We start from the raw sequence: 24,774 nt of genomic DNA, 5'->3' as shown, positions 1-24,774 counted from the left end.
CCGGCGTCCCGGGGCACCCCGGAGCCGTCTTCCGGGCCACCTCCCGGGCGGCGCGTCATCCCGGGCCGGCTGGGTACGTAACCGGTGACGGCCGGGGGCGGTTGGGGCGGGCCCGGAACCCGGAGGGGCGCCCCGGCGTCCTTGTCGCCGAGGGGCGGGCCCCGGCCCCGTGGGGCGGGGACATGCTCACGGGGACGTGACCGGCGGGACGGCGACGGTACGGCGCGAGCGACGAGCGCACCACCCCTCGCCATGCGCCGAATGAACCACGGCTCAGGACGACGGCTCAGGACGACGGCCCACGCTCGGCCCCACGCGGTGCTGTCCGCCGTGGCGGACGAGGGCCGGCCCATGCCACTGGCAAGGGCGGTGATGCTCCAGCTTGTACGCACAGTGAAGAACCACCCATGTGTCATCACGTGTGGTGATGTGGACCCTCGGCGTTCAACGGAAAGGAACGAGCGCTCATGCGCGAGATCCTCGGAAGGCGACCCAGGCTCCGGTTCCGGCGCAGGAGGGGGCCTGCCCAGCTCGACGCGGCGCTCACCTGCGCCACCGAGTGGCACTGGCCCGTGCTCCCCGGCGCCGGGCTGAAGGCGGCCGGCGGTCGTGGTGACCGGGGCCGCGGCTGTGCCTGCCCCGACCCCGAGTGCGTCGTACCCGGCGCACACCCCTTCGACCCCGGGCTGCTCGCGGCCACCACGGACGCGCGCATGGTGCGCTGGTGGTGGACCAACCGTCCCGACGCGCCGGTCGTGCTGGCCACCGGAGGACACGCGCCGTGCGCGGTCAGCCTGCCCGCCGTCGCCGGAGCGCGGGCGCTGACCGCGCTGGACCGGGCCGGCCTGCGTCTGGGCCCCGTGGTGGCGACGCCCACCCGGTGGGCGCTGCTGGTCGCGCCGTACACCCTCGAACGGCTCGGCGAGCTGCTGTACGTCAAGGACAGCGTGCCCAGCTCGCTGCGGTTCCACGGGGAGGGCGGCTATCTGGTGCTGCCGCCCTCATGGACCGGCCCCGGCCAGGTGCGCTGGGAGCGCGCGCCGTCCCCGGGCCGCCGGCTCCGTACGAGCGGCGGGCAGCGGGTCGCCGCCCCGGCGTCGCCGTGGCTGCCGGACGTCGAGGCGGTGGTGGACGCCCTGGTCGAGGCCAGCACGTCCGCCCCGGACGGCGGGAGCCGGCTGCGGTACTGAGGCGGCCGGGGCACCCGGCCGGGGCTGGCGCCGCGGTGCGCGGTGCGGTGAGCGGTGCGGGGTTCGGTCCGGGGTGCGGGCCGCCGCCCGGGGCCGGTCCGGCGGCCACTGTCACTCGTACGGGTTGAGCTGGGACCGGTTGCGGGGAATTGGGCGCGCGGGTCACCGGGCGCCCTTCCTTCGCCGATATCTTCGGGCCACCATCAGGAATTCCCGGGCAGTTGGCAGGTGGGACCCACCATGAATCTCCGCATGATCGGGCTCGGGGCGGTGGTGGTGTTCACCGCGCTGCTGCCGCTGGCGGCAGCCGCGGGACCGGCCGGAAGCCCCGGCAGCGAGGACGACGCGGGACCGGGGCCCTCGGCGCCCGAACGGGTCGTGCGAACCGCACCCGGGCGGGCCGCTCCCGAAGGGGCCGCTCCCGCGCTCCCGGTCGCGGAGCGGGCCGGCTCATCGCAGCGATCCTCCCGGCCGGGACTTCTGGCCGGATCCGACGCACCCTCGGCGGCCACCGCACGCTGCGGGCCCGAGCTGGCCTCGCCGCACGGCGTGGAGGCCCAGACCTGCGTACTGACCGAGGGGCCCGACACCTGGGCGCGGACGTACTACCGCAACGCGACGGGCGGCGGGCTGACCGCCGTACTCACCCAGATGGGCCCCGGCGGCCGGACCGTGCAGACGCGTTGCGCCGTGCCGGCGGACGACGAGCCGGGGACGTGCGAGACACCGCGCGAGGCGACGCGGGGTCCGGCCGGCGCGTACACGGCGGTGGCGGAGTTCGCGGCGAGCGGCGGGCGCGCCGGGAGCGTCGCCGACGCGGAAAGCCCGCTGCTGCTGAGGTCGGGGAGCAACTCACCCGACGCGGTCTCTCGTTGAGCGGCCCTCCGGAAGATCTCATTCCGGAGAAAGTGAAGGGCCCGGTCGCTGGCGACGGGGGATGCACCAGCGACCGGGCTTCCAGAACCGTAACAAGAGATCGGCGGTTCGCAAATTCGATCTGTCTTATTCGGACAGGGATTTACCTGCGGTATGCGGTTTTGTGGCCGAGGTCACCGACCGGTCGGGATGGCCGCTCGGTTCAGCTCAGCGTCACCTGGCGGTTGGTCAGCCCGCCGCGGGCCCGCCGCTCCTCCGCGGTGAGCGGGGTGTCGACGTCCAGCGCCGCCGCCAGCCGCTCGGCGAACGCGGCGGCCGGCTTCTCGCAGCCCTCGGCGCCCATCGTCCGGGGCAGGTCCCAGACCGGGACCACCAGGCCGTGCGCCCGGAAGGACCCCACCAGGCGGGTGTCCTCGCCCAGCGACGAGCTGCCCGCGGCGTGCAGCCGGGCGAGCGCGTCCAGCAGCCGCTCCTCGGAGTGCGGCATGACCCAGCGCAGGTGGTTCTTCTCCGGGGTCTCGCACCAGTAGGCGGCCGGGACGCCGGACAGCTTCACCGTCGGGATGGCGGCGGCGTTGGCCCGCTCCAGGGACGCGGCCACCTCCGGGGAGGTGTTCTCCGCGTCCGGTACCCAGAACTCGAATCCCGAGTGGACGGCCGGCGTGAAGTCGGCGTCCGGGTCGAGCAGGTCCTGGAGCCGCGGCCCGTCCGCCGACACCCGCTGGGCGGCGATCGGCGTGCCCGGCTCGGCGTCCAGGGCGCGCCGGAGGGTGTCGGCGAGGTCGCGGCTGAGGTCACCGGACGAGGTGTCGTTCTGCAGTGCGAGCAGGACCGAACCGTCGTCGCGGCGCAGCGCCGGCCACGCCATCGGCAGGACGGTCGCCAGCCGCACCGACGGCACTCCGTCCGGCAGCCCGCCCTTGAGGTGCAGCGGGGCGGTCGCCGCGGGGACCAGCTCGCGCAGCGCGACCCAGTCGCACTCGCCCGGCAGGCCCTCGAAGGGGCGCTGGACCAGCTCGGTCACCGCGTGCGCGGCGGCCCGGCCGTGACAGGCCTTGTAGCGGCGGCCCGAACCGCACGGGCAGGGTTCGCGGGCCCCGACGACCGGGACTTCCCCGTTGGTGACGTGCGACTTCCCGGCCTTGGTCTGGGGGCGCTTCTTGGCCATGGTGTGGCTTCTCCCGTTGCGGCAGTGCGGCGGTGCTGTGTCGGCCGCGAGCCTAGCCGTACGGAGCCGTCCGGCACGCCTCCGTCGGATACTCCGTACCGGCCCCGTGCACATCGCTCACGCACATCGCTCACGCCGGCCGGGCGTCCGCGGCCGGCCGGCCCCGCACGGGCCGCGGCTCCCGCGCGCCCGCCTCACCAGGGCCGACGGGCGCGGGATCCCGTGCTGTCCCCGCGTCCCGCACCCCGCACCGCCCGGGTCACAGGTCGTAGGTGTCGTACGCGTCGAGGAGGTCGAGCCCCGCTCCGCCGGTGACCGGGCCGGTGACGCGGGCGGCGAAGTCGTCGTGCCGGTGCCCCGCCGTGACGACCACCCAGACGGTGACCTCGCCCGACGCGCTGTCGCGGACGCCCCAGTCGTGGGCGAGGGCGCTGATGATGTTCAGTCCCCGGCCGCCGCGCGCGGTCACCGAGGGCGTGGCCGGAACGGGCCGGGTCGGCCCGCCTCCGTCCGTGACCTCGACGGTCAGGCACCCCTGTTCGTCGACGCGCCACGCGGCGCGGACGTCGCCGTCGCCCGTTCCCGGGTCGTCGGCGCCCACCCGGCTCAGCGGCCTGCCGTGGCGGCAGGAGTTGCTGAGCAGTTCGGAAAGGATCAGTACGGCGTCGTCGACGACCGACGGCGACACCCCGCTGCGGTCGAGCTGCTCCCGCATCCGGTGCCTCGCCTCACCCACGCCCGCCGGGCCATGAGGTACGGCCACACTCGACGACGTGGGCACCTCATGTGCCACCACAAACGCCACCCCCGAGACCTCCTTTGCCCCACGCCAGGTGTGAATGCCCCAATGGACTGGACCGGAAACCGGCCAGGCCGTGCGGCGTGGCGGACCCGCACCGCTCGAACACGGAACGCGCACATGGGCGCACTACAAGTGACTTCCGCCCCTGCCGTCAGAGGCGTCCCAACTGGGCGAGGACCTGTTTCGGCCGATTGGTGATGATCGCTTCCACGCCCAGCCGGACGCAGAGCTCGACGTCCTCGGGCGCGTCGACGGTCCAGACGTGGACGTGGTGGCCGGCGCGGTGGAGCCGGTCGATGTACGAGGGGTGGTTGCGGAGGATGCGGATGGAGGGGCCGGCGATCCGGGAACCGGCCGGCAGCCGCCCGTCGCGCAGCCGGGGGGAGAGGAACTGCATCAGGTAGACGACCGGCACCGCGGGCGCGGCGGCCTGGACCCGGTACAGCGAGCGGGCCGAGAAGCTCATGATCCGTACCGGCGACGGGGTGCCCGGGTGCGGATCGGTCAGTCCGAACCGCTGCAGCAGCTGGAGGAGCCGCTCCTCGACGTGGCCGGCCCAGCGGGTGGGGTGCTTGGTCTCGATGGCGAGCTGGACCGGCCGCCCGGCGTCGGCGACCAGTTCCAGCAGGCGCTCCAGGGTCAGTACGGAGGTCAGCGCGGGGTCTCCCCGGTCGGGGCGCTCATTGGACTCCTCGCGCCCCTTCCAGGTGCCGAAGTCCAGGGCGGTCAGATCCGCGAGCTCCAGGGCGGAGACGGCGCCGCGGCCGTTGGAGACCCGGTTGACGCGGCGGTCGTGGACACAGACGAGATGCCCGTCGGCCGTGAGCCGTACGTCGCATTCGAGGGCGTCCGCGCCGTCCTCGATGGCCTTCATGTACGCGGCGAGGGTGTGCTCGGGGGCGTCCTCGCTGGCGCCTCGGTGGGCGACGACCTGGATCGTGTGCTGCCGTGCTTGGGTCACCGCGTCATGGTGCCACCGGGTGGCCGTGGGCGGGGGCCGGGCGGCCGTTACCGGCCGCCCGGCGCGATGCCCGTTTTGAGGGGAAGTAAAGGATCTGCCCCGGACGCACAGCTCCGGCTTACAGTGGCCTGACGGCCAGTGGGAAAAGCTGTTCGCAGCGGACTGTTGCCGAGAGATGACGTGGAAACCGAGGAGAACGAGCTGTGAGCACCGAGCACGAGGGCCCCGCGGTTCCGTCCGCCCCTTCCGCCCCGTCCGAACCTCCCGTGCCGCCCTCCCCGGCCGCGCGCGAAACACCGCCCACCCCGCAGCCGGGTCCGGCCCCCGCCCCGGAACAGGGTCCGGCTCGGCATCCGGCCCCGGCCCCGCCGGTGGGCCCCCCGCCTCCGGGTTCGCCCCCGTTCCAGTCCGCGCCCCCCGCGGGGGCGGCGGCCGGGCACACCGCCGGCGGATGGCCGCCGCCGCCCGCGCAGCCCGCATGGGGAGCGCCCACCGCGCCGGTTCCGCCCCCGGGCGGCCCGGTGCGCAGACGTTCCGGTGGCCTGGTCGCCGGGATGCTGGTGGCCGCCCTGGTGGCGGGCGGCGTCGGTGGCGGTGTCGGCTACTGGGCGGCGGAGCGCGGCGACGGCTCGACCGGTTCGACCACCGTGTCCGTGGCCGACGCGCCCGCCGGCTTCAAGCGGGAGCCGGGCACGGTCGCGGCGGTGGCCAACCGGGCGCTGCCGAGCGTCGTGACGATCGAGGCGCAGTCCGGCGGTTCCGGGGGCGAGAGCGAGGGCGAGGGCGGCACGGGCACCGGGTTCGTGTACGACAAGGAGGGCCACATCGTCACCAACAACCATGTGGTGGCCTCCGCCGCCGAGGGCGGAACGCTGTCGGCGACGTTCTCCAACGGCAAGAAGTACGACGCCGAGGTGGTCGGCCGGGCCCAGGGCTACGACGTCGCCGTGCTCAAGCTGAAGAACGCCCCGTCCGGGCTGACCCCGCTGCCGCTGGGCAACTCCGACCGGGTGGCGGTCGGTGACTCGACCATCGCGATCGGCGCGCCGTTCGGCCTGTCCAACACGGTGACCACCGGCATCATCAGTGCCAAGAACCGCCCGGTCGCCTCCGGGGACGGCTCCGGCGGCAAGAACTCGTACATGAGCGCCCTCCAGACCGACGCCTCGATCAACCCGGGCAACTCCGGCGGCCCGCTGCTGGACGCGCGGGGCGCGGTGATCGGCATCAACTCGGCGATCCAGTCACCGGGCGGCGGTGGCTTCGGCCAGTCGCAGGCCGGGTCCGTCGGGCTCGGGTTCGCCATCCCCGTCAACCAGGCCAAGAACGTGGCCGAGCAGCTGATCAGGACGGGCCAGCCGGTCTACCCGGTGATCGGCGCGACGGTGAACATGACCGACAAGGGCGAGGGCGCCACCATCGCCGACCAGGGCACCGGCGGCGTCCCGGCGGTCGCCCCGAACGGCCCGGCGGCCAGGGCCGGCCTGCGGGCCGGGGACGTCATCACCAGGTTCGGCGACAAGGTGATCGACAGCGGCCCCACCCTGATCAGTGAGATCTGGACCCACCAGCCGGGCGACAAGGTGACGCTGACCTACCAGCGCGGTGGCAAGGAGTCGACGGTCCAGGTGACCCTGGGCCAGCGCAAGGGCGACGGCTGACCCGAGCCCCGTACGACGGTGCCCCCGGCCGCCTCGTCGCGACCGGGGGCACCCACGGCCCGTACGGGTACGGGCGGGGTCTGGGTGATCACTGCGGCTTGATGCGACCGCGCCAGGAGCCGGACTCGGTGCCGCGCCCCTCGATGTACTCCTTGAAGCGCCGCATGTCGCCCTTGACGCGCCGGTCGATCACTCCGGTCGCGTCCGCCGCCTTCTCGGCCAGCCCGCTGGGCTCGATCTCCATCACGAGCTGGACCCGGGTGTGGCTGTCGTCCAGGCGCTGGAAGCTGACCATGCCCTTCTGGTGGGTGTCGCCGCCGGTGGTGCGCCAGGTGATGCGTTCGTCGGGGAGCTGGTCGACGATCTCGGTGTCGAACTCGCGCCGTACGCCGCCGATCCTGGTCACCCAGTGGTTGTGGCTGTCGTCGAGCTGCCGGACCTCCTCCACCCCCTCCATGAAGTTCGGGTACTCCTCGAACTGGGTCCACTGGTTGTAGGCGGTGTGGACGGGGACCTCGACCTCGACCGCCTCCTTGACCTTGCTCATCACTGACCTCTTCCTCTCGGACCGCCCGAAGGGCCGGTGCCCCGGCCCGGCGGATCTCGGCACGGGCGGCGAGTACCCGGTGCTGCGTCCCCGACACCGCCGGACCACTCCTCACGGTCCCGGCCCCCACGCCTCCCCGCCCCAGCCGGTAGGCTGTAGCCCGCTCCGCGCCCGGTGAGGCGGGGCCGAGGTGGGTTGCCCGAGCGGCCTAAGGGAACGGTCTTGAAAACCGTCGTGGCAGCGATGTCACCGTGGGTTCAAATCCCACACCCACCGCAGCAGGTCAGAGAAGTAGCAGTTCAGAGGGCGGGCCCCGGATTCCGGGGCCCGCCCTCCGTGCTCACCCTGTCTCACCCCGGGTCGGCTGTGTCCCGTAGCTGACCAGGGCGTACGGGCCATCCGTGGGCCAGGACCCCGGTCGAACACCTTGCGCAGCGCCCGGTACGCCGGCGCCAGCTGCGCGGGCCCGACGGGTCCGGGCGCCGCCGCCACACCCGTCCTGGGACACGTTGACCGAGGTCAGGGGCGAGGTGGAAGAGCCCTGTGGTGCGGAGGGGGACGTAAGTCCGGCTGGCGGGTTTATCGACATGTCCTCACGCTTGCGAGGGAAACGCGCGGTCAGGGCGGATTTGCCGGGGAGCGGTGGGCAACTCTTGCACCGCGACGTCGAGAACTCGCCCGGTGCGGTCGGCCAACTGCCCGGGACCGGACCGGACTTCCGTACCTCGGTTCCTGGAGGAACAGACATGGCAAACATCCGTAGCGTCCTGCCCTCACCGCCGTCGCCGCGCTCCCCCTCGCCGTCGGGCTCTTCACGGGGGCGGCGCAGGCCGACACCGGCGGGTTCGCGGACGGCGGATCCAACGCGTCCGTGGCCACGATCAGCGGCAGTGGGGGCGGCAGTGGCGCCATCGCCGCCGAGGGCGGCCCATCGACGACCCAGCAGGTCGCGGCGGGGCAAGGAGCTTCCAACGAGAACCACACCACCAGCGTGGACGGGTCCGGCTTCACGGCGCTCCACCAGGGGACCACCGTGGTGAACTTCGCCCCGCCGCGGTGACAGCCGCCCCGGAAGGGGGCGTGGGCGCGGGGTGAGGAGGCGGCCCGTGCGCGGTACTCCGGTACCGTCGCGCGGGCCGCCTCGCGCTCGCCGTGTGCCGGGCGGACGGACCGCGGCGGGTGCGCGGCGGTCCCGCACGACGCGGATCCGGCTGCTTCCGTCGGCCGGGGACCCCGACGACCGTACGGCCGCGCCTCCACCTTCAGGAGGTGGGGCTTACGCCGCCCCTACAACCTGAGGTGGACGCGGGGTCGGGACCTGGGGCCGATCCCCCGGAGTAGTACCCGCTCCTAGCGTGGACCCATGACCGCGACTGCTGGGCCGGCGACGACTGGGCCCGTCTGCACCGGCGCCGCCCAGGCCGCCGCCGTAGCCACCGGATGTCCGTCCTACCCGTCGTTCTCCTCGTACGTACGGGCCCGTGGCCCGGTGCTGCTGCGCACCGCGCGCTCGCTGACCGCCAACCCCAGTGACGCCGAGGACCTGCTCCAGACCGCCCTGACCAAGACGTACGTCGCCTGGGAGCGCATCGAGGACCACCGGGCGCTCGACGGGTACGTGCGGCGGGCGCTGCTGAACACCCGCACCTCGCAGTGGCGCAAGCGCAAGGTGGACGAGTTCGCCTGCGAGGACCTGCCCGAACCGCTCGGGCCGGCCGAACCGGACCCGGGCGAGCAGCAGGCGCTGCGGGACGCGATGTGGCGCGCGGTCACCCGGCTGCCCGACCGTCAGCGCGCCATGGTCGTCCTGCGGTACTACGAGGACCTCAGCGAGGCCCAGACGGCCCAGGTCCTCGGGGTGTCCGTCGGTACGGTCAAGAGCGCCGTGTCCCGTGCCCTGGGCAAACTCCGGGACGATCCGGAGCTGTCCCCGGCCCGGTGACCCGCAGCGGATCTACTCCCGGGTAGTGACATACCGAGTGGTACGTGCGCAGAATTCCCCCACCCTTAACTGCCACGTAGCGCCCAACGGGAGGACGCCGTGCTGAGCACCATGCAGGACGTACCACTGACTGTGACCCGCATCCTGCAACACGGGATGACCATCCACGGCACGTCACGGATCACCACCTGGACCGGCGAGGCGGAGCCGCACCGCCGCACCTTCGCCGAGGCCGGCGCCCGGGCGCACCAGCTCGCCGGGGCGCTCCGCGACGAGCTGGGGGTCAGCGGTGACGACCGGGTGGCCACGCTGATGTGGAACAACGCCGAACACGTCGAGGCATACCTGGCGATCCCCTCCATGGGCGCCGTCCTGCACACGCTCAACCTGCGCCTCCCGGCCGAGCAGCTCATCTGGATCGTCAACCACGCCGCCGACCGGGTCCTCATCGTCAACGGCAGCCTGCTCCCCCTCCTCGCCCCGCTCCTGCCGCACCTGCCGACCGCCGAGCACGTGGTCGTCGCCGGCCCCGGCGACCGCACCCTGCTGGACGACGCCGTCCCGAGCGTCCACGAGTACGAGCAGCTCATCGCCGGCCGTCCCACCACGTACGACTGGCCCGAGCTGGACGAGCGCTCCGCCGCCGCCATGTGCTACACCTCCGGCACCACCGGCGACCCCAAGGGCGTGGTGTACTCCCACCGCTCCATCTACCTGCACTCCATGCAGGTCAACATGGCCGAGTCGATGGGCCTGACCGACGCCGACACCACCCTGGTGGTGGTCCCCCAGTTCCATGTGAACGCCTGGGGCCTGCCGCACGCCACCTTCATGGCGGGCGTCAACATGCTGATGCCCGACCGCTTCCTCCAGCCGGCCCCGCTCGCCGAGATGATCGAGCGGGTCAGGCCCAGCCACGCCGCGGCCGTCCCCACCATCTGGCAGGGCCTGCTCGCGGAGGTCACGGCCCGTCCCCGGGACATCTCCTCCATGGCCCGGGTCACCATCGGCGGCGCGGCCTGCCCGCCCTCCCTCATGGAGGCGTACGACAAGCTCGGCGTCCGCCTCTGTCACGCCTGGGGCATGACCGAGACCTCGCCGCTGGGCACCATGTCCAACCCGCCGGCCGGACTGAGCGCCGAGGAGGAGTGGCCGTACCGGATCACCCAGGGCCGCTTCCCGGCCGGTGTCGAGGCCCGGCTGGTCGGTCCCGGCGGTGACGTCCTGCCCTGGGACGGCGAGTCGGCGGGCGAGCTCGAGGTGCGCGGTCCGTGGATCGCGGGCGCCTACTACGGCGGCGCGTCCGGTGAGGCGCTCAGGCCCGGGGACAAGTTCAGCGCGGACGGCTGGCTGAAGACCGGTGACGTCGGAGTGATCAGCCCGGACGGCTACCTGACCCTCACCGATCGCGCCAAGGACGTCATCAAGTCCGGCGGGGAGTGGATCTCCTCGCAGGAGCTGGAGAACGCCCTGATGGCGCACCCGGAGGTGACCGAGGCGGCCGTCGTCGCCGTGCCCGACGAGAAGTGGGGCGAGCGGCCCCTGGCGACGGTCGTCCTCAAGGAGGGCGCGAGCGCGGACTACGCGGCGCTGCGGGCCTTCCTCGCCGAGTCGATCGCCAAGTGGCAGCTCCCGGAGCGCTGGGCGACGGTCCCGGCGGTGCCCAAGACGAGCGTGGGCAAGTTCGACAAGAAGGTGATCCGCAAGCAGTACGCGGACGGCGAACTGGACGTCACCCGGCTCTGACCGCGGGTGGGGGCACCCGGGGGCGCCCCCACCGTCAGTTCGTACCGATCTTCGCCAGCAGGTCCACGATCCGGGTCTGCACCTCGTTGCTGGTCGAGCGCTCGGCCAGGAACAGCACCGTCTCGCCCGAGGCCAGCTTCGGCAGCTCCGCCTCGTCGAGCCCGGCGGAGGTGTAGACGACCAGCGGCGTACGGTTCAACTGCCCGTTGGCCCGCAGCCAGTCGATGATCCCGGCGCGCCGTCGGCGCACCTGCATCAGGTCCATCACCACCAGGTTCGGCCGGGTCTGCGCGGCCAGCGTGACCGCCTCGCTGTCCGTGGCGGCCCGCGCCACCTGCATCCCGCGCCGCTCCAGCGTCGCCGTCAGCGCCAGCGCGATCTCCTCCTGCTCCTCGATCAGCAGCACCCGCGACGGATGCTGCTCGCTGTCCCGGGGGGCCAGCGCCTTGAGGAGCACGGCCGGATCGGCGCCGTAGGCCGCCTCCCGCGTCGCCTGTCCCAGCCCGGCCGCGAGCAGCACCGGCACCTCGGCCGCGACCGCGGCCTGGCGCAGCGACTGCAGCGCGGTACGGGTGATCGGGCCGGTCAGCGGGTCCACGAACAGCGCCGCCGGGAAAGCGGCGATCTGCGCGTCGACCTCCTCACGGGAGTGCACGATGACCGGCCGGTAGCCCCGCTCGCTCAGCGCCTCCTGCGTGGAGACGTCCGGCGCGGGCCAGACCAGCAACCGGCGCGGGTTGTCCAGGGGCTCCGGGGGCAGTTCGTCGTCCACGGGGCGCGGCGGCGGCTGGTTGGTCACCTCGACCGCGCCGCCCGGCCCGTCCAGCGGCTCCGGGCCCTCGGCCGCGTCCTCGTCCGGGGCCCCTATCTCGTACGCCCGCCCCTCCGCCGGAGCGGCCAGCCGGGGCTGGGGGTGCGGCTGCGGGTGCGGGCGCGCCGCCGTCTCGGGCGCGGGGACCCGTTCGCCCTGCGGGGGCGTGGCCAGCTTGCGGCGCCGTCCCGACCCGGAGGGCTGCGGGGTGCCCGGGGCCGGGGTTCCCGGGGCCGGGGTCTGCGGTGCTGCCGGGCTGACGGGGGTGGCCGGGGCCTGCGGTGGCACCGCCCCACCCGGGGTCTGCGCGGCTGCCGGGGTTCCCGGGGCCACGGGTGCCTGGGGGACCGCCGGTGTCTGCGGGGCGCCGGGGACCGGCGGGGCCTGCGCGATCCGCTGGCCGAACGGCACGCCCTGGCCCAGGGTGCGCACATTGAACGCCCGCCCCTGCGTCGACCCCGAGTCCTCGCCGGGCGCGGCCTCCGCCGGCAGCGGCTGGGCGACCGGACGCGGCGGCACCGGCAGGGCCTCCGGCAGCGGTACCGAACCGGTGCCGGTGTCCGCCCCGGCGCCCGGCGCCCGGTGGTGGCCGGCCGGGGCGGGGCCCTGACCCGGGACCGCAGCGGGCGCGGGCGCCCGGCCCGGTACCGGAGCGGGGGCCGGCCGGACCGGGTGCGGCTGCGGCGGTGTGTGATCGGCGGCCGGTTCGGCGCGACCGGCGTGATGGCGGTCCGCCTCGGCGGGCGGCAGCGCGAACGCCGTACGGGCGCCCTCGGGGGCGGCCGCGGGCCGCTCCTGCGCCGGGCCCAGCGCCCGGCGGGCCCGCCGCCCGGTCGGTTCCACCTGCGCCTGTCCTTGTGCCTGCGGACCGGTGCTCGTGGGCGCCGGGGCCGCCGGCAGCGCCGGCATACCGCCCTCGTGAGCCCGCCCGGCCCGCCGCCCGGCGACCGGTACGCCCTGCGGCGGCACGGTCTGCCCGAGCGCCGCGCGCCCCTGCGCGCCCTCGGCGGCGGTCACCACCGCCCCCTCGGCGGGGCTGGGCCGGCCGCGCCGCCGTCCGGTTCCGGAGGCCTCCGGGGCCTCGACGGCACCGGCCGTACCGGCTTCCTCGGCCGCCGTACCGGCCCGGCGCCGCCCGGTCGGTCCTGCGGCCACCGGGTCCTCGGCCCGGACCGGGCTGTCCAGGAACGCGTCGGTGGAGGCCCGCCGCGCCCGCCGCCGGCCGCCGCCGGGGGCACCCGGAGCGGTGGCGTCCGCGGCGGTGTCACCCGACTGCTGGGCGGGCAGCACGGCGGCCGGCGCCCCGTCGGGGCGCGGCGACGCGCTCCCCGCCGGTCCCGTCCCCGCGTCCGCGGGGCCGTCCGCGCGCGCGGTGCCCGGCGCGGTCCCGGCCGGCCGCTTGACCGTCCCGGCGCCCTCGCCCAGCGGCACCTCCAGTACGTACGCGCTGCCGCTGGTCCCGGGCATCTCGTGGGTCTGGAGCACACCGCCGTGCGCCCGGACGATGCCGCGCACGATCGGCTCGTGCACCGGGTCGCCCCCGGCGTACGGCCCGCGCACCTCGATCCGGACGACGTCGCCGCGCTGCGCGGCCGCCACCACGATGGTGGAGTCGGCGTACCCGCCGCCGGCGACGCCGGCCCGGGCCTTGCCGGTGGAGTCGATCCCGGCGACATCCGCGATCAGGTGCGCGAGGGCCGTCGACAGCCGGACCCCGTCCACCTCCGCCTCGATGGGCGGCGCGTGCACCGCGAACTGCGCCCGCCCCGGCCCGATCAGCTCCACCGCGCCTTCGACACCGGCCGCGACGACCGCGTCGAGCAGCACCTTGTCCTTGCGCAGCGCCTCGTCACCGGCGTCCAGCCGCTGGAAGCCCAGGACGTTGTCGACCAGGGTGGTCATCCGGGCGTACCCGGCGACCAGGTGGTGCAGCACCTGGTTCGCCTCGGGCCACAGCTGCCCGGCCGGGTCGGCGGCCAGCGTGCCCAGTTCGCGCCGCAGTTCCTCCAGCGGCCCGCGCAGCGACTCGCCGAGCACGGCGGTGAGCTGGGCGTGCCGGGCGGCGGCCTCCGCGTACCGCTCCTCCAGCTCCGCGTACCGCTCGTCGCGCCGCTCGATCTCGACGGCGTGCCGCTCGCTGCGGTCGGCCGTCTCGGCCGCGTGCTGCTCCAGCAGCGCCTCGTAGGACCGCCGGTCGGTGAACGTCATCACCGCGCCGACCAGCTGGTCGCCGTCCCGTACCGGCGCGGTGGTCAGGTCCACCGGCACCGGCGAACCGTCCTTGGCCCACACCACCTGCCCCCGCACCCGGTGCTTGCGCCCGGAGCGCAGGGTGTCGGCCAGCGGGGACTCCTCGTACGGGAACGCCTCGCCGTCCGCACGGGAGTGCAGCATCAGCGGGTGCAGCTCCTTGCCGCCCAGGTCACTGGCCCGCCAGCCGAGGATCTGCGCGGCGGCCGGGTTGACCAGGACGATCCGCCCGTCGGTGTCCGTGCCGACGACACCCTCGGAGGCGGCGCGCAGGATCATCTCGGTCTGGCGCTGCGACCGGGCGAGCTCCGCCTCGGTGTCGATGGTCCCCGACAGGTCGCGGACCACCAGCATCAGCAGCTCGTCGCCGGTGTAACCGCCGGTGGCCCCTCCGGCGCCGTACGAGGCGTAGGCCTCCCGCCCGTCCTCCAGACCGGCGCTCGTCACCTCGACCGGGAACTCGCTGCCGTCCGTGCGCCGCGCGACCATCCGGGCCGGCTTGGTGCGACCGCGTTCGTCGGCGGCCTCGGGGCGGCGCATGGAGCCGGGGATCAGCCGGGAGTCGAACGCCGGCAGCAGGTCGAGCAGCCCGCGCCCCACCAGCGCCGTCCCCGGCGTCTCGAACATCTCCAGGGCGATGGTGTTGGCGTTGACGACCGTGCCGTTGCAATTGACGAGGACGAGCCCGTCCGGCAGAGCGTCGAGTATGGCTGCGAGGCGAGCAGCGCCTCGGGATGGCCTGCTGCTCACGACGACGCTTCCTCCCACTGACCTACTGCCACCCCTCGGCCGGGGCCTGTCACTGAAGGGAGTCTAAAGGCACGGGATGCGGGCGCGACGGCGGATGACGAGGAGCTCTCACCAAGGTTGTGTGCGGGTTCCGCTACGACGTTCGAAAGTGCCCTGGTGGACACCCCGTCCTACGACTGTCCTGCGACCGGCCGGTGCTCTGTCTACGGTCGGACTGCGGTCGGCTTCACGACCTGGCCATCGGCAGGACCGGGCGGAGGGCTTCCCAGCGGGAGATCTCGCATCCGTTGGTCCGGTCGAAGTGCGCGTCGATCCGCTCCCCGTGCCAGGTGCCGGTGATGTGCGCGGTGGCCGGCCCGCCGTGCTGCTGGGTGCACATCCGGTCCTGGCCCACGGGGGCGAAGGGGTCGGTGCCCTGCTCGGAGAGTTCCTCCAGACGGGCGCAGGCCCTCTGGGTGGCCGGGTGGTTCCCGGAGGCCGAACGGGGGCCGCACTCCAGCTCGAACGTCCCGTCCGCCGCCGGGTTCCCGGACTCGGCCACGGTCACGGTCAGCGAGTCGGTCCGCTCCAGCAGCGGCAGGGGCAGCGGGCCGGCCCCGGCCACGGCGGCGGGCGCGGCGGCGCCCAGCGCGGTGAGGGAGGCGGCGGTGGTCAGAAGGAGACGGCGCAGCATACGAACTCCAGGGGTGTTGGATCCGTGAGGGAGGCGCCCCGCGCCTCCACCTCTCTAACGCTGCTCGGCCCCTGGCGTTGCGCAACCGGAAGTCCTTTGCTCTGCGCCCCGCCCGCCTAGTACCGTGGGGAGCGATTGGTGACACCCCCTGTGGCTGTGTCATCATCTGCACGCACCATCCGCGCTCGCGCGGGTGTGCTGGAGGCGTCGCCTAGTCCGGTCTATGGCGCCGCACTGCTAATGCGGTTTGGGTCTTAAAGCCCATCGAGGGTTCAAATCCCTCCGCCTCCGCCGCACCACCCGAAGCCCCGGCCCCACGGCCGGGGCTTCGGCCGTTCCCGGGTCGCCTCCGGTGGGCGGCGGGTGCCGGGTGGCCGGAGGGATCGGACGCGCCCGGCCGCGATCACGGCCCTGGGAGACGTTTTCCCAGCTCAGAGGGGCTGAGGGGAATGGATTTCGCGTGACGGCGCAGGTCATGTAATGTTGTTCCCGCAACGCCGACCGGGAAGAAAAGCCCGGAACGCCAAGCACTCGTAGCTTAACGGATAGAGCATCTGACTACGGATCAGAAGGTTGCAGGTTCGAATCCTGCCGAGTGCACAGCAGACCAGAGGCCCTGTGGAGTGATCCACAGGGCCTCTGGCTTTTGCCTTGACGGCAGCCTTTGACGGCAACCGCCCCGGAGGGTGGGCGGAGAGCCGATCAGACGGCTATCGCAACACCGGCCGCGCCGTCGTCATCATCCGGCCCGTTGCCGTCACCCCTCAGGGCGTCCCCAACGCGGTCGAAGGCGGAGCGCTGCAAGTCGAGGCGTACGAAGGTGTAGATGTCCATGGTCACGCGGATGGAGCTGTGACCCAGGACCTCCATGATCATTCGGGCGTCGGCGTCCTGTTCGTGGAGCAGGGACGCGCAGGTGTGGCGCAGATCATGAAGGCGGACCCTACGGACTCCGGCACGGGCGCACAGCGCTTCGAAGGAGCGGTTCAGGTTGCGCGGCTCGATCGGAGTTCCGTTCTTCGTGGTGAAGACGAGGCCGTGACCCGTCCCCTTCCAGTTCGCGCCGGGGGCCTTCCGGTCGGCGATCTGCTGGGCGCGCTGGGCGCGGAGCGCGGTCACGCATTCGCCCGGCAGAGCCACGCGGCGGGCCGAGCGCTGAGTACTGGGTGCGACGATCAGCAGTTCGCCGCCCACGCGCTGAAGAGCCTGCCGGACAGTGAGAACGCCCTCGTGGAGATCCACGTCCGACCAGCGCAAGGCCCAGCAGCTCACCCCGCCGGAGGCCGATGCGGACCGCCAGCTCCTACGCGGCCCAGAGCCGGTTGTGCTCCGGCCGCTTCTTGTCCTTGCCCTGCGCACAGCACTGGTAGGTGGCTGCCGTCTTGACCAGAGGCCCGGATGTCGGGGGCGGTGAGGCGGGCCAACGGAGCTGTGCAAAGTTTCTCCACTGGATTTCACGGCGGCCCGCCTGTGGCGGGCCGCGCGCTGGCGGCCACGGGCCGCCGCCGCTTCTGTCTCCGCCCAGCTCCGGCGGCCCCCACCCGCTCAGCGCACGGGAGCGCCAAGGCGGGCCGCCAGACCGGGAAGCAACCCGACCAGGCCGAGCACCAGGACCAGGACGACACCGACCACGCGAGGCCCTGCCGCTCGACCAGTCCGCGCTTCGCAGCCACTGGACTTCACAGCCGCAGGCACGCCCATGTGCCAGGCACCCGCGTCGACAACACCCAGGCCGGGACTGGGCGAGGGCCGTGACGAATGGTAGAAGCGTGGCTGGGGCCGGCGGGTGGTTGCTGGAGACACACGTGGCGGGTGCTCGTTCGGCGCACCCGCCGTCGTGGCTGACTTTCTGTGGCTGAGGTCGCCAACGGCACGGTCAGCTGACCAGAGAAGGCGGCGCGATCGTTCGTGCGCGGTCGTAGAGGTCCCGCGCAGTGGTGTTCTTCAGGTGCGGCCGGAGAAGGCCGAACATGGTTCTGACCCGGTCGTCGGCTCGGCCGGACTGCACCATGGGGTAGTCGTCGAGCGCCTGGTGCCAGGTGTCGCAGGCAGCTTCCAGGCGGCCGACCTCCAGTTGCCGTTCGGCCAGCATGGCGCGGTGTCGGACGCGGGCGCGGCGGTAGACGCTGTAGCGCACCTTGTCGGACTGCTGCATGGCTTCGATGGCGCCGGGGACGTCGCCGAGTTCGTAACGAACCTGGCTGATGTGGTAATTGAGCGACGCCGGGTCGTACGAGCCGAACGCCTTGCCGCGCGACTCGGCGCGATCCATGGCGGTCTCGGCCTCCCGGATGTACCGCAACGCCCGAGTCCGGTCACCGGTCTGCGCGGCGGCGTGTGCTTGCTGGCCAGCGAGGAATGCCAGCATGCGAGGCCCGGCCTTCGGGGAGGCGGCTGCTGCGGCGTCTGCCAGCTCCACGGCCTTTCCCCCGTGGCGAAGGTCGATCGCCTGGACGCTCATGCCGCGCAGAGTGGTGCAGTAGGTCAGGTGATCCTCGGCGGCGCCCGCCAGTTCCAGCGCCTTGACGTAGTACCGCTGCGCGAGGCCGTGCAGCCCCTCGTCCACGGCCATGTAGCCCGTCAGGTACAGCAGGTCCGAGGCCGCGGACAGCATCGCCTTCCGTACGTCATCCGGGGCATCGGCCCGGAGGTAGGACGCCACGGTGTTCACCATGAACGAGGCGGCCATGGGGCGTGCGTGGCGACCGCCGAACTGGTCGTCCAGTTCCGAGACGCGCTCGGTCATGGCGATGACCATGTCCACTTCGTTCATGCCGATCCGGCGGGCGCGGCCGGACTGGACCGCTTCGGCACGGCCGATGACATCCGGCCACCCGGGAATCGTGAGGGCGACGGAGAACAGGCCGGCCCCCAGGACACTGCGGCGTGATGGGTCCATGTCCTGCCTCCCGAGGTCGAGCAGCCCCTCCACGGTATCCGCGGCTGTCGTGGAGGGGTGATCGCGGGGAACGGGCAGACCGGCCTCAGCGTGCGTTACGGGCCGCCCCGGACGCCGAGAGAGGGCTTCCAGGACGCACACCCGCACGGCCCCGCGAGGCACGGTGCCGCCCAGCCAGTGGCTCACTGCCGACTCGTCGTATCGCAGGGGCGTGCCCATCTCGGTGCCCACACGGTTCACCGCCCGAGCGAATTGGCGGTAAGTCCAGCGGCTCTCGGTGAGCAGGCGCCCGAGCGCCCCGTTCGGTTCACGCTTGGCCATGCCCTCAACTCCCCGTGCCCTTGCGAACTTTCAAGGCTTCAAGTCCCGGCGCTGCTGCAACGGTACCGCTGTGCGTGGTCACACGGTTGCGTAGAGGCAGCAGGGAACGGCGAGACCTCGCCGCAGCCATCGTCTGAGGGACTGAGGGATGAAAAGCGAAGCGCGGGCCCGACTGGCCCAGTTGACCGAAGAGCGGGGTGTGGACGGGGTTCTGAGGATCGACACCTACGAGGGCGCGGACCCGCCGCCGGGCTCGAACCTGTTCCCGCCGTGTGAGTGCCCGCAGCACAGCCGTCCCGAGCCTCAGGACGCTGCGGCTGTGGCTGAGCATCGCAGTGCGCGAGGCGAACGAGCGCAGTCGCGGCGAGCGGCTGTGAGGCGGTTATCCGCAGTCATCGGCCGTTACGCCGGACCACTGCTGATCATCACCATCTCCGCATCGGTCGGCTTCGTCCTGGGCGTGGCCACCGCCTCCACCCCCCTGACTCCTCCCTGCCACGCATCCAGCCCCACGTGTGGCGAGGGAGGGCCCACTGCCGGAAGTGGTGGGCACCCGTCCGGCCGCCTTCTTCGTAAGGGCCGGCAGCCGGACGGGCTCAACTCCGCAGCATCAGCCGCGGGGTCCGTTTCAACCGTAAGAGGAGAACGCGATGAACGTGGACGAGCTGTTCACCGGCGACCTGATCACCGGCGTCCCGGCCGTCGAGGCCACGCTGCTCGACAAGATGCCCGGCGGTGGCGACAACAACGGCGACCACTGCTCCAAGTGATCCAGGGCTGACGCCAGGCGGGGCGGGGTCGTTCGCGGCCCCGCCCCGCCGCATGACTTCGGAAAGGGGACGACATGTTGTCGATGCGTCTGCGCCTGGCTGATCTCCAGGAGCCCCGGTGGAGACCGGATGGAGGCCGTTGGGTCAGCGGCGAAAGCTGGATCGAGCCCGCGAACGTGTCCGCGCTGGTCATGGAGGTCCGCGACGACCAGACGCCGTGTGTGCGGGTGAGGGTGAAGGAGTGCAAACGGGGCGAGGGCGAATTCGTCGAGGTCGTCATGATGGCCGGGGAGGCCCGTCTCACGGCGGGCGTCTTCGGCACGGCCCCGCTGTACCTGTTGGAGAAGGCCGGCGAGCTGCACGCATCATGGGACGTGGCGGCACTGGGGCCGCATCTGTCGGCTGACCGCCTGGTGCCGCGTTTCGTGGCGCGGACGCTGACGAGGCAGCATCGCTACACGTCCGAGACGTTGTTCGAGGGTGTCTACCGCCTGACCGAGCGGGCGTCGGCCACGCTCACCGCTGCTGGACTCGGCATCCGCTACCCGGAGCCAGCCGATCGTACGAGCCCAGGCAGCCGCTCGGCGGTGCGAGGTCATGTTCACCGGCAGTGGAGGGGACGAGGTCAACGCCCACCACTCCAGGACGGCCGCGGAACTACCGACGCCGGAACCCGTCCCGTGGCTCGGCCTGAAGGCGGTCCGAGCCCTGGCCGAGGTGAACGAGCACCTGGCGCCCATCCCCGTCCTGCCGGTGCCGACCCTGATGGCGTTCGGAATGCACAATCCCGGCTTTCTGCGGGCGGGAGTCTGGCCGGTGAGCCCGCTGGTACACCCGCGGATCGTCCGGTTCATGGAGCAGCTTCCGCACGAGTACAAGCGAGGCAAGGCGCTGTTCCGTGAGCGGATCAGGCGGGCGGGACTGCCGGAGTCGGTGGCGTCGCCGGCCGAACCGGAGAACTTCCTGGCCGTCCTGGAGAAGGGGCTGCGCTCCTACGGCTTGCCTGTGCTGGACGACATGCTGAAGGAGTCCGTCCTGGTCGATCTCGGCTACGTTGACGGCAAGGCACTCGCTCAGGCCCGCAAGGTCGCTGATACCGCTCTGACCGTCCCTGACCTGCTATGCGATGTCCTCGCCCTTGAGGTCGGACTGCGGAGCCTCATGTGATCAGCCACTACACGGAAGCGGAACCAGTGGAAGCGACGAACCTTCTCTACCGGGACCCGGCCCTGTACGACGTGATCCAGTCCGACAGCACCGGCGCAGGGATGTGTCAGACCCTGATCGAGACGTATCGGCCGGACGCCCGGACGCTGGTCGACTTCGGATGCGGTACCGGCAGGGACCTGGAGATCCTGGCCAAGCGCTACGAGTGCATCGGCCTGGACCTCCAGCCCGGCATGGTCGACTACGCCCGTCACGTCCGCCCGGAGCTGGACATTCGCATCGGAGACATGCGCACCACTCGACTCCGGCGATGCATGGACGTGGTGACTTGCATGGGCAACAGCCTCGCCTACGTCCACAACAACAACGAGATCACCCAGGTCTTCGCCACGTTCGCGGCTCACGCCGAGCGGGGCAGCCTGCTGATCCTCTGTTCCCCCGTCGCACCCATCACGGGGGCCGATCCGATGACTGCCACGGTCGACACCCCAAGCGGTCCGGCAACCGTCACGATCCGCCATGAGTGGGACCTGCGGACCCAGATCAACACCATGCACCGGCACTGGGCACTCCCCTCGGGGGACGAGGCCCAGGACGAGATCCGCAGACGCGTCCTCTTCCCGCGCGAGCTCGAACAGTACGCGGAGCGTGTCGGCTTCGAGATCCTGGACATGACTGACGGCTCTGGTGCTGGGCTCACCGGGCCGACCGCGTACACGGTGGCCAGATATACCTGACTTGACCAACACGGCGCGAGCGGGCTCCAGTCGTAGCAAAGGGCGGCAGTCCGGCACACCGCCGGTGACTGAGGCTTGAAGCCTGCATAGGGGGTGCCTAGTTGCTCTATCTGAGGACGACGGCAACGCTGACGGCAACGACGGCACACGGCGGCCCGTGATCGCTAACGTGGCCGATCAGTTCGGGAGGCCGTCGGGAGTCCCCGCAAGGCGGTGCCCGATCCTACGGATCAGAAGGTTGCAGATTCGAATCCTGCCGAGTGCACAGCAGGCCAGAGGCCCCGGAGAAATCCGGGGCCTCTGGTGTTTTCCCTACCCGCCGGTGAACCGGCGGTCCGCCGGGCCCCGGCAGTCGCCGCCGTGGGGTGACGCGGTGGCGACTGCCGGCTGGCCAGTCCTTGCCAACCGGGACTGAGGCCCGCCCTGGCCGGAAATAACGCTCAGCATCACCGCCGTGGCGGTGAACACGGGGGCGGACACTTCTCACCCTGATGACGCGGACCGACCGGCTTCCGGTGTGCCCCGGGGGGCGCCGGTGCCCGGCTCGGTGCTGCCCGCGAGCGACCGAGCCGGTCCCTGCCCCCGTGCCGCCCGCCCGTCCGCCGTCCCGTGGCGGGCCCGCACCCACTCGCCGAACGGAGCACCGAAATGAGGCTGTTCGCGCGCTGCGCGTCCGTAGCGCTCCTGCTGCTGTTTCCCCTGGCGGCGACTTCCGCCGCCACGGCCGTATCCGGTCCGGAACCCGCCGGGCCGGGGACCGCGCCGCTGCGCGTCACGGGGGTGCCGGTCCCGGACCAGTACATCGTGACCCTCCGGCCCAGGGCGACCGCCGTCCAGGTCACCCAGCGGCTCGGGGTCACTCCGATCTACTCCTACCACGTAGCTCTGCGCGGTTTCGCGGCCAGGCTCACCGCCTCCCAGCTCGCGTCCGCACGGGCGCTTCCCGACGTGGCGGCGGTCGAGCAGGACGCGTTCGTCACGGCCCCGCCCGCCCCCGACGCCCCCTCGTTCCGGGTACCGGCGGCGAGCTGGGGACTGGACCGGATCGACCAGCCGTACCTTCCGCTGAACAACCAGTTCCACGTGAACAGCACCGGTTCGGGAGCGTCGGCGTACATCCTCGACACCGGTATCGAGTACCGGCACGCGGAGTTCGGCGGTCGCGCGGTGTTCGGCTACGACGCGATCGGCGACGGGCGGAACGGGCAGGACTGCCACGGCCACGGCACACATGTCGCCGGGACCGTCGGCGGGGCGCACTACGGGGTCGCCCGCGGCGCCACCCTGGTCGCGGTCCGCGTCCTCGACTGCCAGGGCCGGGGCAGCAACGCGAGCGTCATCGCCGGACTCGACTGGGTGGCCCAGAACGCCAGGCAGCCCGCGGTCCTCAACGCCTCCCTGGGCGGGCCGCGCAGCCAGGCGGTGAACGACGCGGCCACCGCGCTGTCCAACCGGGGTGTCCTGCCCGTGGTCGCCGCGGGCAACGACGCCGTCGACGCCTGCACCGTCTCCCCGGCGGGCGCGTCCCGGGTCGTCACCGTCGGCGCCACCGACCACCAGGACCGCGAGACGAGCTTCTCCAACTACGGTCGCTGCCTGTGGATCTACGCACCCGGCGCGTCGATCGTCTCCGCGCGGCTGGGCGGGGGCGGCGTCACCCTGAGCGGCACCTCCATGGCGGCCCCGCACGTCACGGGCGTCGCGGCTCTCCACAAGGCCGGCAACCCGTCGGCGACACCGGAGGACGTCGCCGTATGGCTGGCCGACCAGTCGGTCAGGAACGTCCTCACGGTGAGCAAGGGGTCCCCGAACCGGTTGCTGCCGCCGGTGCGGGAGCGGGCGGCCGAGGTGGCGGAGCTGTACCGGCGGGCGGCGGGGGTGCCCGGGTGGGGGGACACGCTGGAGCGGCTGGACCCGGAGGTGGTGGATCACGCGGAGGTGTTCGGGACCGACCGGCTGGACGGGATCGACGGGGTGGTTCGGGAGCTCGTCACGGGCGGGAGCGTGTACGGGACGGTCACCGCCGTCGCCGGGCCCGATGTGCACCTGGTCGCTCCGGACGGGCGCCGGCTGGTGCTGGACACCCGTCTGCTGAGGGGCTGGGAGCTGGCCGGGGGCGCGGCGCGAGAGGTCACGGTCCCGGTGGCGGACATGCCGAAAGGCGTCCAGGGCGGGCTTTTCTGACCGGCGGGCAAAGACCCGGATCCCGCAGCGCAAGTCCCTGGACACGGATCGGTGGCGCGGCGGAAGGTGATCCGCATGAGCGATCCACTCGTGAGCGGCCTCCAACCGCCGTACTACACCGTTGTGTTCACCTCCGTACGGACGGAGGCCGACGAGGGCTACGCGGAAGTCGCCGAGCGCATGGCGGAGCTGGTGCGGGAGATACCCGGCTTCCTGGGCGTCGAGTCGGCCCGTGCGCCCGGCGGTCTCGGTATCACCGTCGGCTACTTCAGGGACGTGGACGCCATCGCGGCCTGGCGCGCGGAAGCCGAGCACCGGCAGGCCCAGCGGCACGGACGGGAGCGCTGGTACGAGCGGTACAGCGTGCACATCGGCAGGGTGGAGCGGAGTTACGGCTTCGAGCGGGGGTGAGAGGGGGGAGCGGCGGGCGAGGCGGGGCGGACCGAGGCGTTCCGGCGGCGGCTGGGGGCGCCGGGACTGGCCGGCGTGCACACGCACGTCATGCCCGAGCGGTGCTGCGCGAGGTGTGGGCCTCCTTCGACGCGACCGGGCCGCTGACCGGGACCGAGTGGCCCATCGCCGGCCGGGCCGACCGCGACCCTCTTCCCGGAGGAGGGCGTGGAGCGGTACGTGCGCGGCCGGCCCGGCGGAACGGTTCCTGGCCGGTCCGGCGGAACGGTGTCCGGCCGGTGGGGCGGAAGAGCCCTCCGGCCGGGCCCCGGAGCGGTTTCTCAGCCGATTCACAGGGAGCGGCAAGACCCCTCTCAGCGGTGGCCGCCACCGTGGCGGTATGACCGTGACCTCGCCCCAGGGCCGTACCGCACCGCTCGGAGCGAGTACCGGCGCCCGCGCCCGGGTCCTCGCCACCGGGGGCGCCGACGCGCCCCCCGCCGCACCGCTGTCCCTGGCGCCCGGGTGCGGGGACCGGCCGGCGCGGGCGGCCGGGTGCCCGTCCCGGCTGGTGGTGGGCGACCTGGTGCTCGACGAGGGGCGCCGGGAGGTGACGCGGGGCGGACGGCGCATCCGTCTGACGGCCACCGAGTTCGAGTTGCTCCGGTTCCTGATGCGCAATCCGCGCCGGGTGCTCAGCAAGGCGCGGATCCTGGACCGGGTGTGGGGCCACGGCCTCGGCGGCCGGTCGGGCAATGTGGTCGAGCTCTACATCTCGTACCTGCGCCGCAAGGTCGACGCGGGCGCCCCGCCGATGATCCACACCCGGCGGGGCGCGGGGTATCTCATCCGGCCGGGCGAGCGGGACGGTGGCGGGAAATAATTCATATACAGCGTACGAGACGCGCTTGTACGGTGTAAGGCCAGCC

Annotated in this window: 15 protein-coding genes, 3 tRNA genes and 5 pseudogenes; 15 read left to right on the top strand and 8 right to left on the bottom strand. The window is 72.9% G+C overall.

Annotated features, from left to right (window positions below; all coding sequences use genetic code 11):
• Positions 1 to 467 precede the first annotated feature (467 nt).
• Together AB0H53_RS03745 and AB0H53_RS03740 are read left to right on the top strand one after the other, a co-directional pair.
• Positions 468 to 1,190 carry a bifunctional DNA primase/polymerase gene (locus tag AB0H53_RS03745; RefSeq protein WP_362106608.1) on the top strand — a complete coding sequence of 241 codons (723 nt, stop codon included), beginning with the start codon at positions 468 to 470 and terminating at the stop codon, positions 1,188 to 1,190.
• Between the two features lie 240 nt (positions 1,191 to 1,430).
• Positions 1,431 to 2,066 (top strand): hypothetical protein, encoded by a 636-nt coding sequence (locus tag AB0H53_RS03740; protein ID WP_362106605.1) that lies wholly within the window; start codon positions 1,431 to 1,433, stop codon positions 2,064 to 2,066.
• Between the two features lie 202 nt (positions 2,067 to 2,268).
• Here the strand turns inward: AB0H53_RS03740 and AB0H53_RS03735 are convergent, their stop codons facing one another.
• The 3 genes and pseudogenes from AB0H53_RS03735 to AB0H53_RS03725 form a co-directional block, all read right to left on the bottom strand.
• Positions 2,269 to 3,234, bottom strand: a complete 966-nt coding sequence (locus tag AB0H53_RS03735) for a DUF5926 family protein (protein ID WP_362106602.1) — start codon at positions 3,232 to 3,234, stop codon at positions 2,269 to 2,271.
• 259 nt (positions 3,235 to 3,493) lie between these two features.
• A pseudogene (locus tag AB0H53_RS03730) lies at positions 3,494 to 4,155 on the bottom strand (ATP-binding protein).
• A gap of 32 nt (positions 4,156 to 4,187) precedes the next feature.
• Positions 4,188 to 4,997 carry a glycerophosphodiester phosphodiesterase gene (locus AB0H53_RS03725; protein ID WP_362106599.1) on the bottom strand — a complete coding sequence of 270 codons (810 nt, stop codon included), beginning with the start codon at positions 4,995 to 4,997 and terminating at the stop codon, positions 4,188 to 4,190.
• Positions 4,998 to 5,200: 203 nt separating this feature from the next.
• Here AB0H53_RS03725 and AB0H53_RS03720 point away from each other — a divergent pair, with 203 nt between their 5' ends.
• Positions 5,201 to 6,658 carry a trypsin-like peptidase domain-containing protein gene (locus AB0H53_RS03720; RefSeq protein ID WP_362106597.1) on the top strand — a complete coding sequence of 486 codons (1,458 nt, stop codon included), beginning with the start codon at positions 5,201 to 5,203 and terminating at the stop codon, positions 6,656 to 6,658.
• Positions 6,659 to 6,746: 88 nt separating this feature from the next.
• On the opposite strand, the gene AB0H53_RS03715 is transcribed toward AB0H53_RS03720, so the two are convergent.
• The gene (locus tag AB0H53_RS03715) at positions 6,747 to 7,205 is read right to left on the bottom strand and encodes an SRPBCC family protein (RefSeq protein ID WP_362106594.1); all 459 of its coding nucleotides are present in this window, start codon (positions 7,203 to 7,205) and stop codon (positions 6,747 to 6,749) included.
• A 189-nt stretch (positions 7,206 to 7,394) separates the two neighbouring features.
• Here AB0H53_RS03715 and AB0H53_RS03710 point away from each other — a divergent pair.
• From AB0H53_RS03710 to AB0H53_RS03695, 4 genes and pseudogenes are all read left to right on the top strand, one after another.
• A tRNA-Ser gene (locus AB0H53_RS03710) sits at positions 7,395 to 7,481 on the top strand.
• A 470-nt stretch (positions 7,482 to 7,951) separates the two neighbouring features.
• A pseudogene (locus AB0H53_RS03705) lies at positions 7,952 to 8,265 on the top strand (hypothetical protein).
• Between the two features lie 303 nt (positions 8,266 to 8,568).
• Positions 8,569 to 9,147 (top strand): SigE family RNA polymerase sigma factor, encoded by a 579-nt coding sequence (locus AB0H53_RS03700; RefSeq protein ID WP_362106592.1) that lies wholly within the window; start codon positions 8,569 to 8,571, stop codon positions 9,145 to 9,147.
• Positions 9,148 to 9,246: 99 nt separating this feature from the next.
• Entirely contained in the window at positions 9,247 to 10,893 is a 1,647-nt protein-coding gene (locus AB0H53_RS03695; protein WP_362106590.1) for a long-chain fatty acid--CoA ligase, read from the top strand.
• Positions 10,894 to 10,927: 34 nt separating this feature from the next.
• On the opposite strand, the gene AB0H53_RS03690 is transcribed toward AB0H53_RS03695, so the two are convergent.
• Positions 10,928 to 14,704, bottom strand: a complete 3,777-nt coding sequence (locus AB0H53_RS03690) for a PAS domain-containing protein (RefSeq protein ID WP_362106587.1) — start codon at positions 14,702 to 14,704, stop codon at positions 10,928 to 10,930.
• A gap of 226 nt (positions 14,705 to 14,930) precedes the next feature.
• A complete protein-coding gene (locus AB0H53_RS03685) occupies positions 14,931 to 15,377 on the bottom strand; it encodes an SSI family serine proteinase inhibitor (protein WP_362106584.1) in 447 nt (148 codons plus the stop codon).
• 200 nt (positions 15,378 to 15,577) lie between these two features.
• Here AB0H53_RS03685 and AB0H53_RS03680 point away from each other — a divergent pair.
• Positions 15,578 to 15,668 (top strand) — tRNA-Ser (locus tag AB0H53_RS03680).
• Between the two features lie 236 nt (positions 15,669 to 15,904).
• Positions 15,905 to 15,977: transfer RNA gene (locus AB0H53_RS03675), tRNA-Arg, on the top strand.
• Between the two features lie 102 nt (positions 15,978 to 16,079).
• Here the strand turns inward: AB0H53_RS03675 and AB0H53_RS03670 are convergent.
• Together AB0H53_RS03670 and AB0H53_RS03665 are read right to left on the bottom strand one after the other, a co-directional pair.
• Complete coding sequence (locus AB0H53_RS03670) at positions 16,080 to 16,619, bottom strand: site-specific integrase (protein WP_362106582.1); 540 nt, start codon at positions 16,617 to 16,619, stop codon at positions 16,080 to 16,082.
• Between the two features lie 634 nt (positions 16,620 to 17,253).
• A complete protein-coding gene (locus AB0H53_RS03665; protein WP_362106579.1) occupies positions 17,254 to 18,597 on the bottom strand; it encodes a tetratricopeptide repeat protein in 1,344 nt (447 codons plus the stop codon).
• Between the two features lie 1,367 nt (positions 18,598 to 19,964).
• Here AB0H53_RS03665 and AB0H53_RS03660 point away from each other — a divergent pair.
• From AB0H53_RS03660 to AB0H53_RS03635, 6 genes and pseudogenes are all read left to right on the top strand, one after another.
• Positions 19,965 to 20,534: a hypothetical protein gene (locus tag AB0H53_RS03660; protein ID WP_362106576.1), complete on the top strand. Its 570-nt coding sequence runs from the start codon at positions 19,965 to 19,967 to the stop codon at positions 20,532 to 20,534.
• On the top strand, positions 20,531 to 21,271 hold the full coding sequence (locus AB0H53_RS03655; protein WP_362106573.1) for a class I SAM-dependent methyltransferase: 741 nt from the start codon (positions 20,531 to 20,533) through the stop codon (positions 21,269 to 21,271). The genes AB0H53_RS03660 and AB0H53_RS03655 overlap by 4 nt, the downstream gene beginning before the upstream one ends.
• A gap of 648 nt (positions 21,272 to 21,919) precedes the next feature.
• Positions 21,920 to 23,092 (top strand): annotated as a pseudogene (locus AB0H53_RS03650) (S8 family peptidase); the annotation flags it as partial.
• Between the two features lie 438 nt (positions 23,093 to 23,530).
• Positions 23,531 to 23,866, top strand: a complete 336-nt coding sequence (locus AB0H53_RS03645) for an antibiotic biosynthesis monooxygenase (protein WP_362106570.1) — start codon at positions 23,531 to 23,533, stop codon at positions 23,864 to 23,866.
• A 51-nt stretch (positions 23,867 to 23,917) separates the two neighbouring features.
• Positions 23,918 to 24,033: pseudogene (locus AB0H53_RS03640) on the top strand (amidohydrolase); the annotation flags it as partial.
• Positions 24,034 to 24,407: 374 nt separating this feature from the next.
• Positions 24,408 to 24,728, top strand: a pseudogene (locus AB0H53_RS03635) (winged helix-turn-helix domain-containing protein); the annotation flags it as partial.
• Between the last annotated feature and the right edge of the window lie 46 nt (positions 24,729 to 24,774).

Origin of the sequence: Streptomyces sp. NPDC050856 (genome assembly GCF_040653855.1) — a bacterium.
Classification (GTDB): domain Bacteria; phylum Actinomycetota; class Actinomycetes; order Streptomycetales; family Streptomycetaceae; genus Streptomyces.
Note: the sequence above shows the minus strand (reverse complement) of the source record. Positions and strands in the feature narration are given on the sequence as shown.

What these genes read in the sequence shown, in the direction of transcription:
- AB0H53_RS03745 (WP_362106608.1), top strand. Translation starts at nt 468, where the DNA reads ATGCGCGAGATCCTCGGAAGGCGACCCAGGCTCCGGTTCCGGCGCAGG.
- AB0H53_RS03740 (WP_362106605.1), top strand. Translation starts at nt 1,431, where the DNA reads ATGAATCTCCGCATGATCGGGCTCGGGGCGGTGGTGGTGTTCACCGCG.
- AB0H53_RS03735 (WP_362106602.1), bottom strand. Translation starts at nt 3,234, where the DNA reads ATGGCCAAGAAGCGCCCCCAGACCAAGGCCGGGAAGTCGCACGTCACC.
- AB0H53_RS03715 (WP_362106594.1), bottom strand. Translation starts at nt 7,205, where the DNA reads ATGAGCAAGGTCAAGGAGGCGGTCGAGGTCGAGGTCCCCGTCCACACC.
- AB0H53_RS03700 (WP_362106592.1), top strand. Translation starts at nt 8,569, where the DNA reads ATGACCGCGACTGCTGGGCCGGCGACGACTGGGCCCGTCTGCACCGGC.
- AB0H53_RS03685 (WP_362106584.1), bottom strand. Translation starts at nt 15,377, where the DNA reads ATGCTGCGCCGTCTCCTTCTGACCACCGCCGCCTCCCTCACCGCGCTG.
- AB0H53_RS03665 (WP_362106579.1), bottom strand. Translation starts at nt 18,597, where the DNA reads ATGGCCAAGCGTGAACCGAACGGGGCGCTCGGGCGCCTGCTCACCGAG.
- AB0H53_RS03660 (WP_362106576.1), top strand. Translation starts at nt 19,965, where the DNA reads ATGTTCACCGGCAGTGGAGGGGACGAGGTCAACGCCCACCACTCCAGG.
- AB0H53_RS03645 (WP_362106570.1), top strand. Translation starts at nt 23,531, where the DNA reads ATGAGCGATCCACTCGTGAGCGGCCTCCAACCGCCGTACTACACCGTT.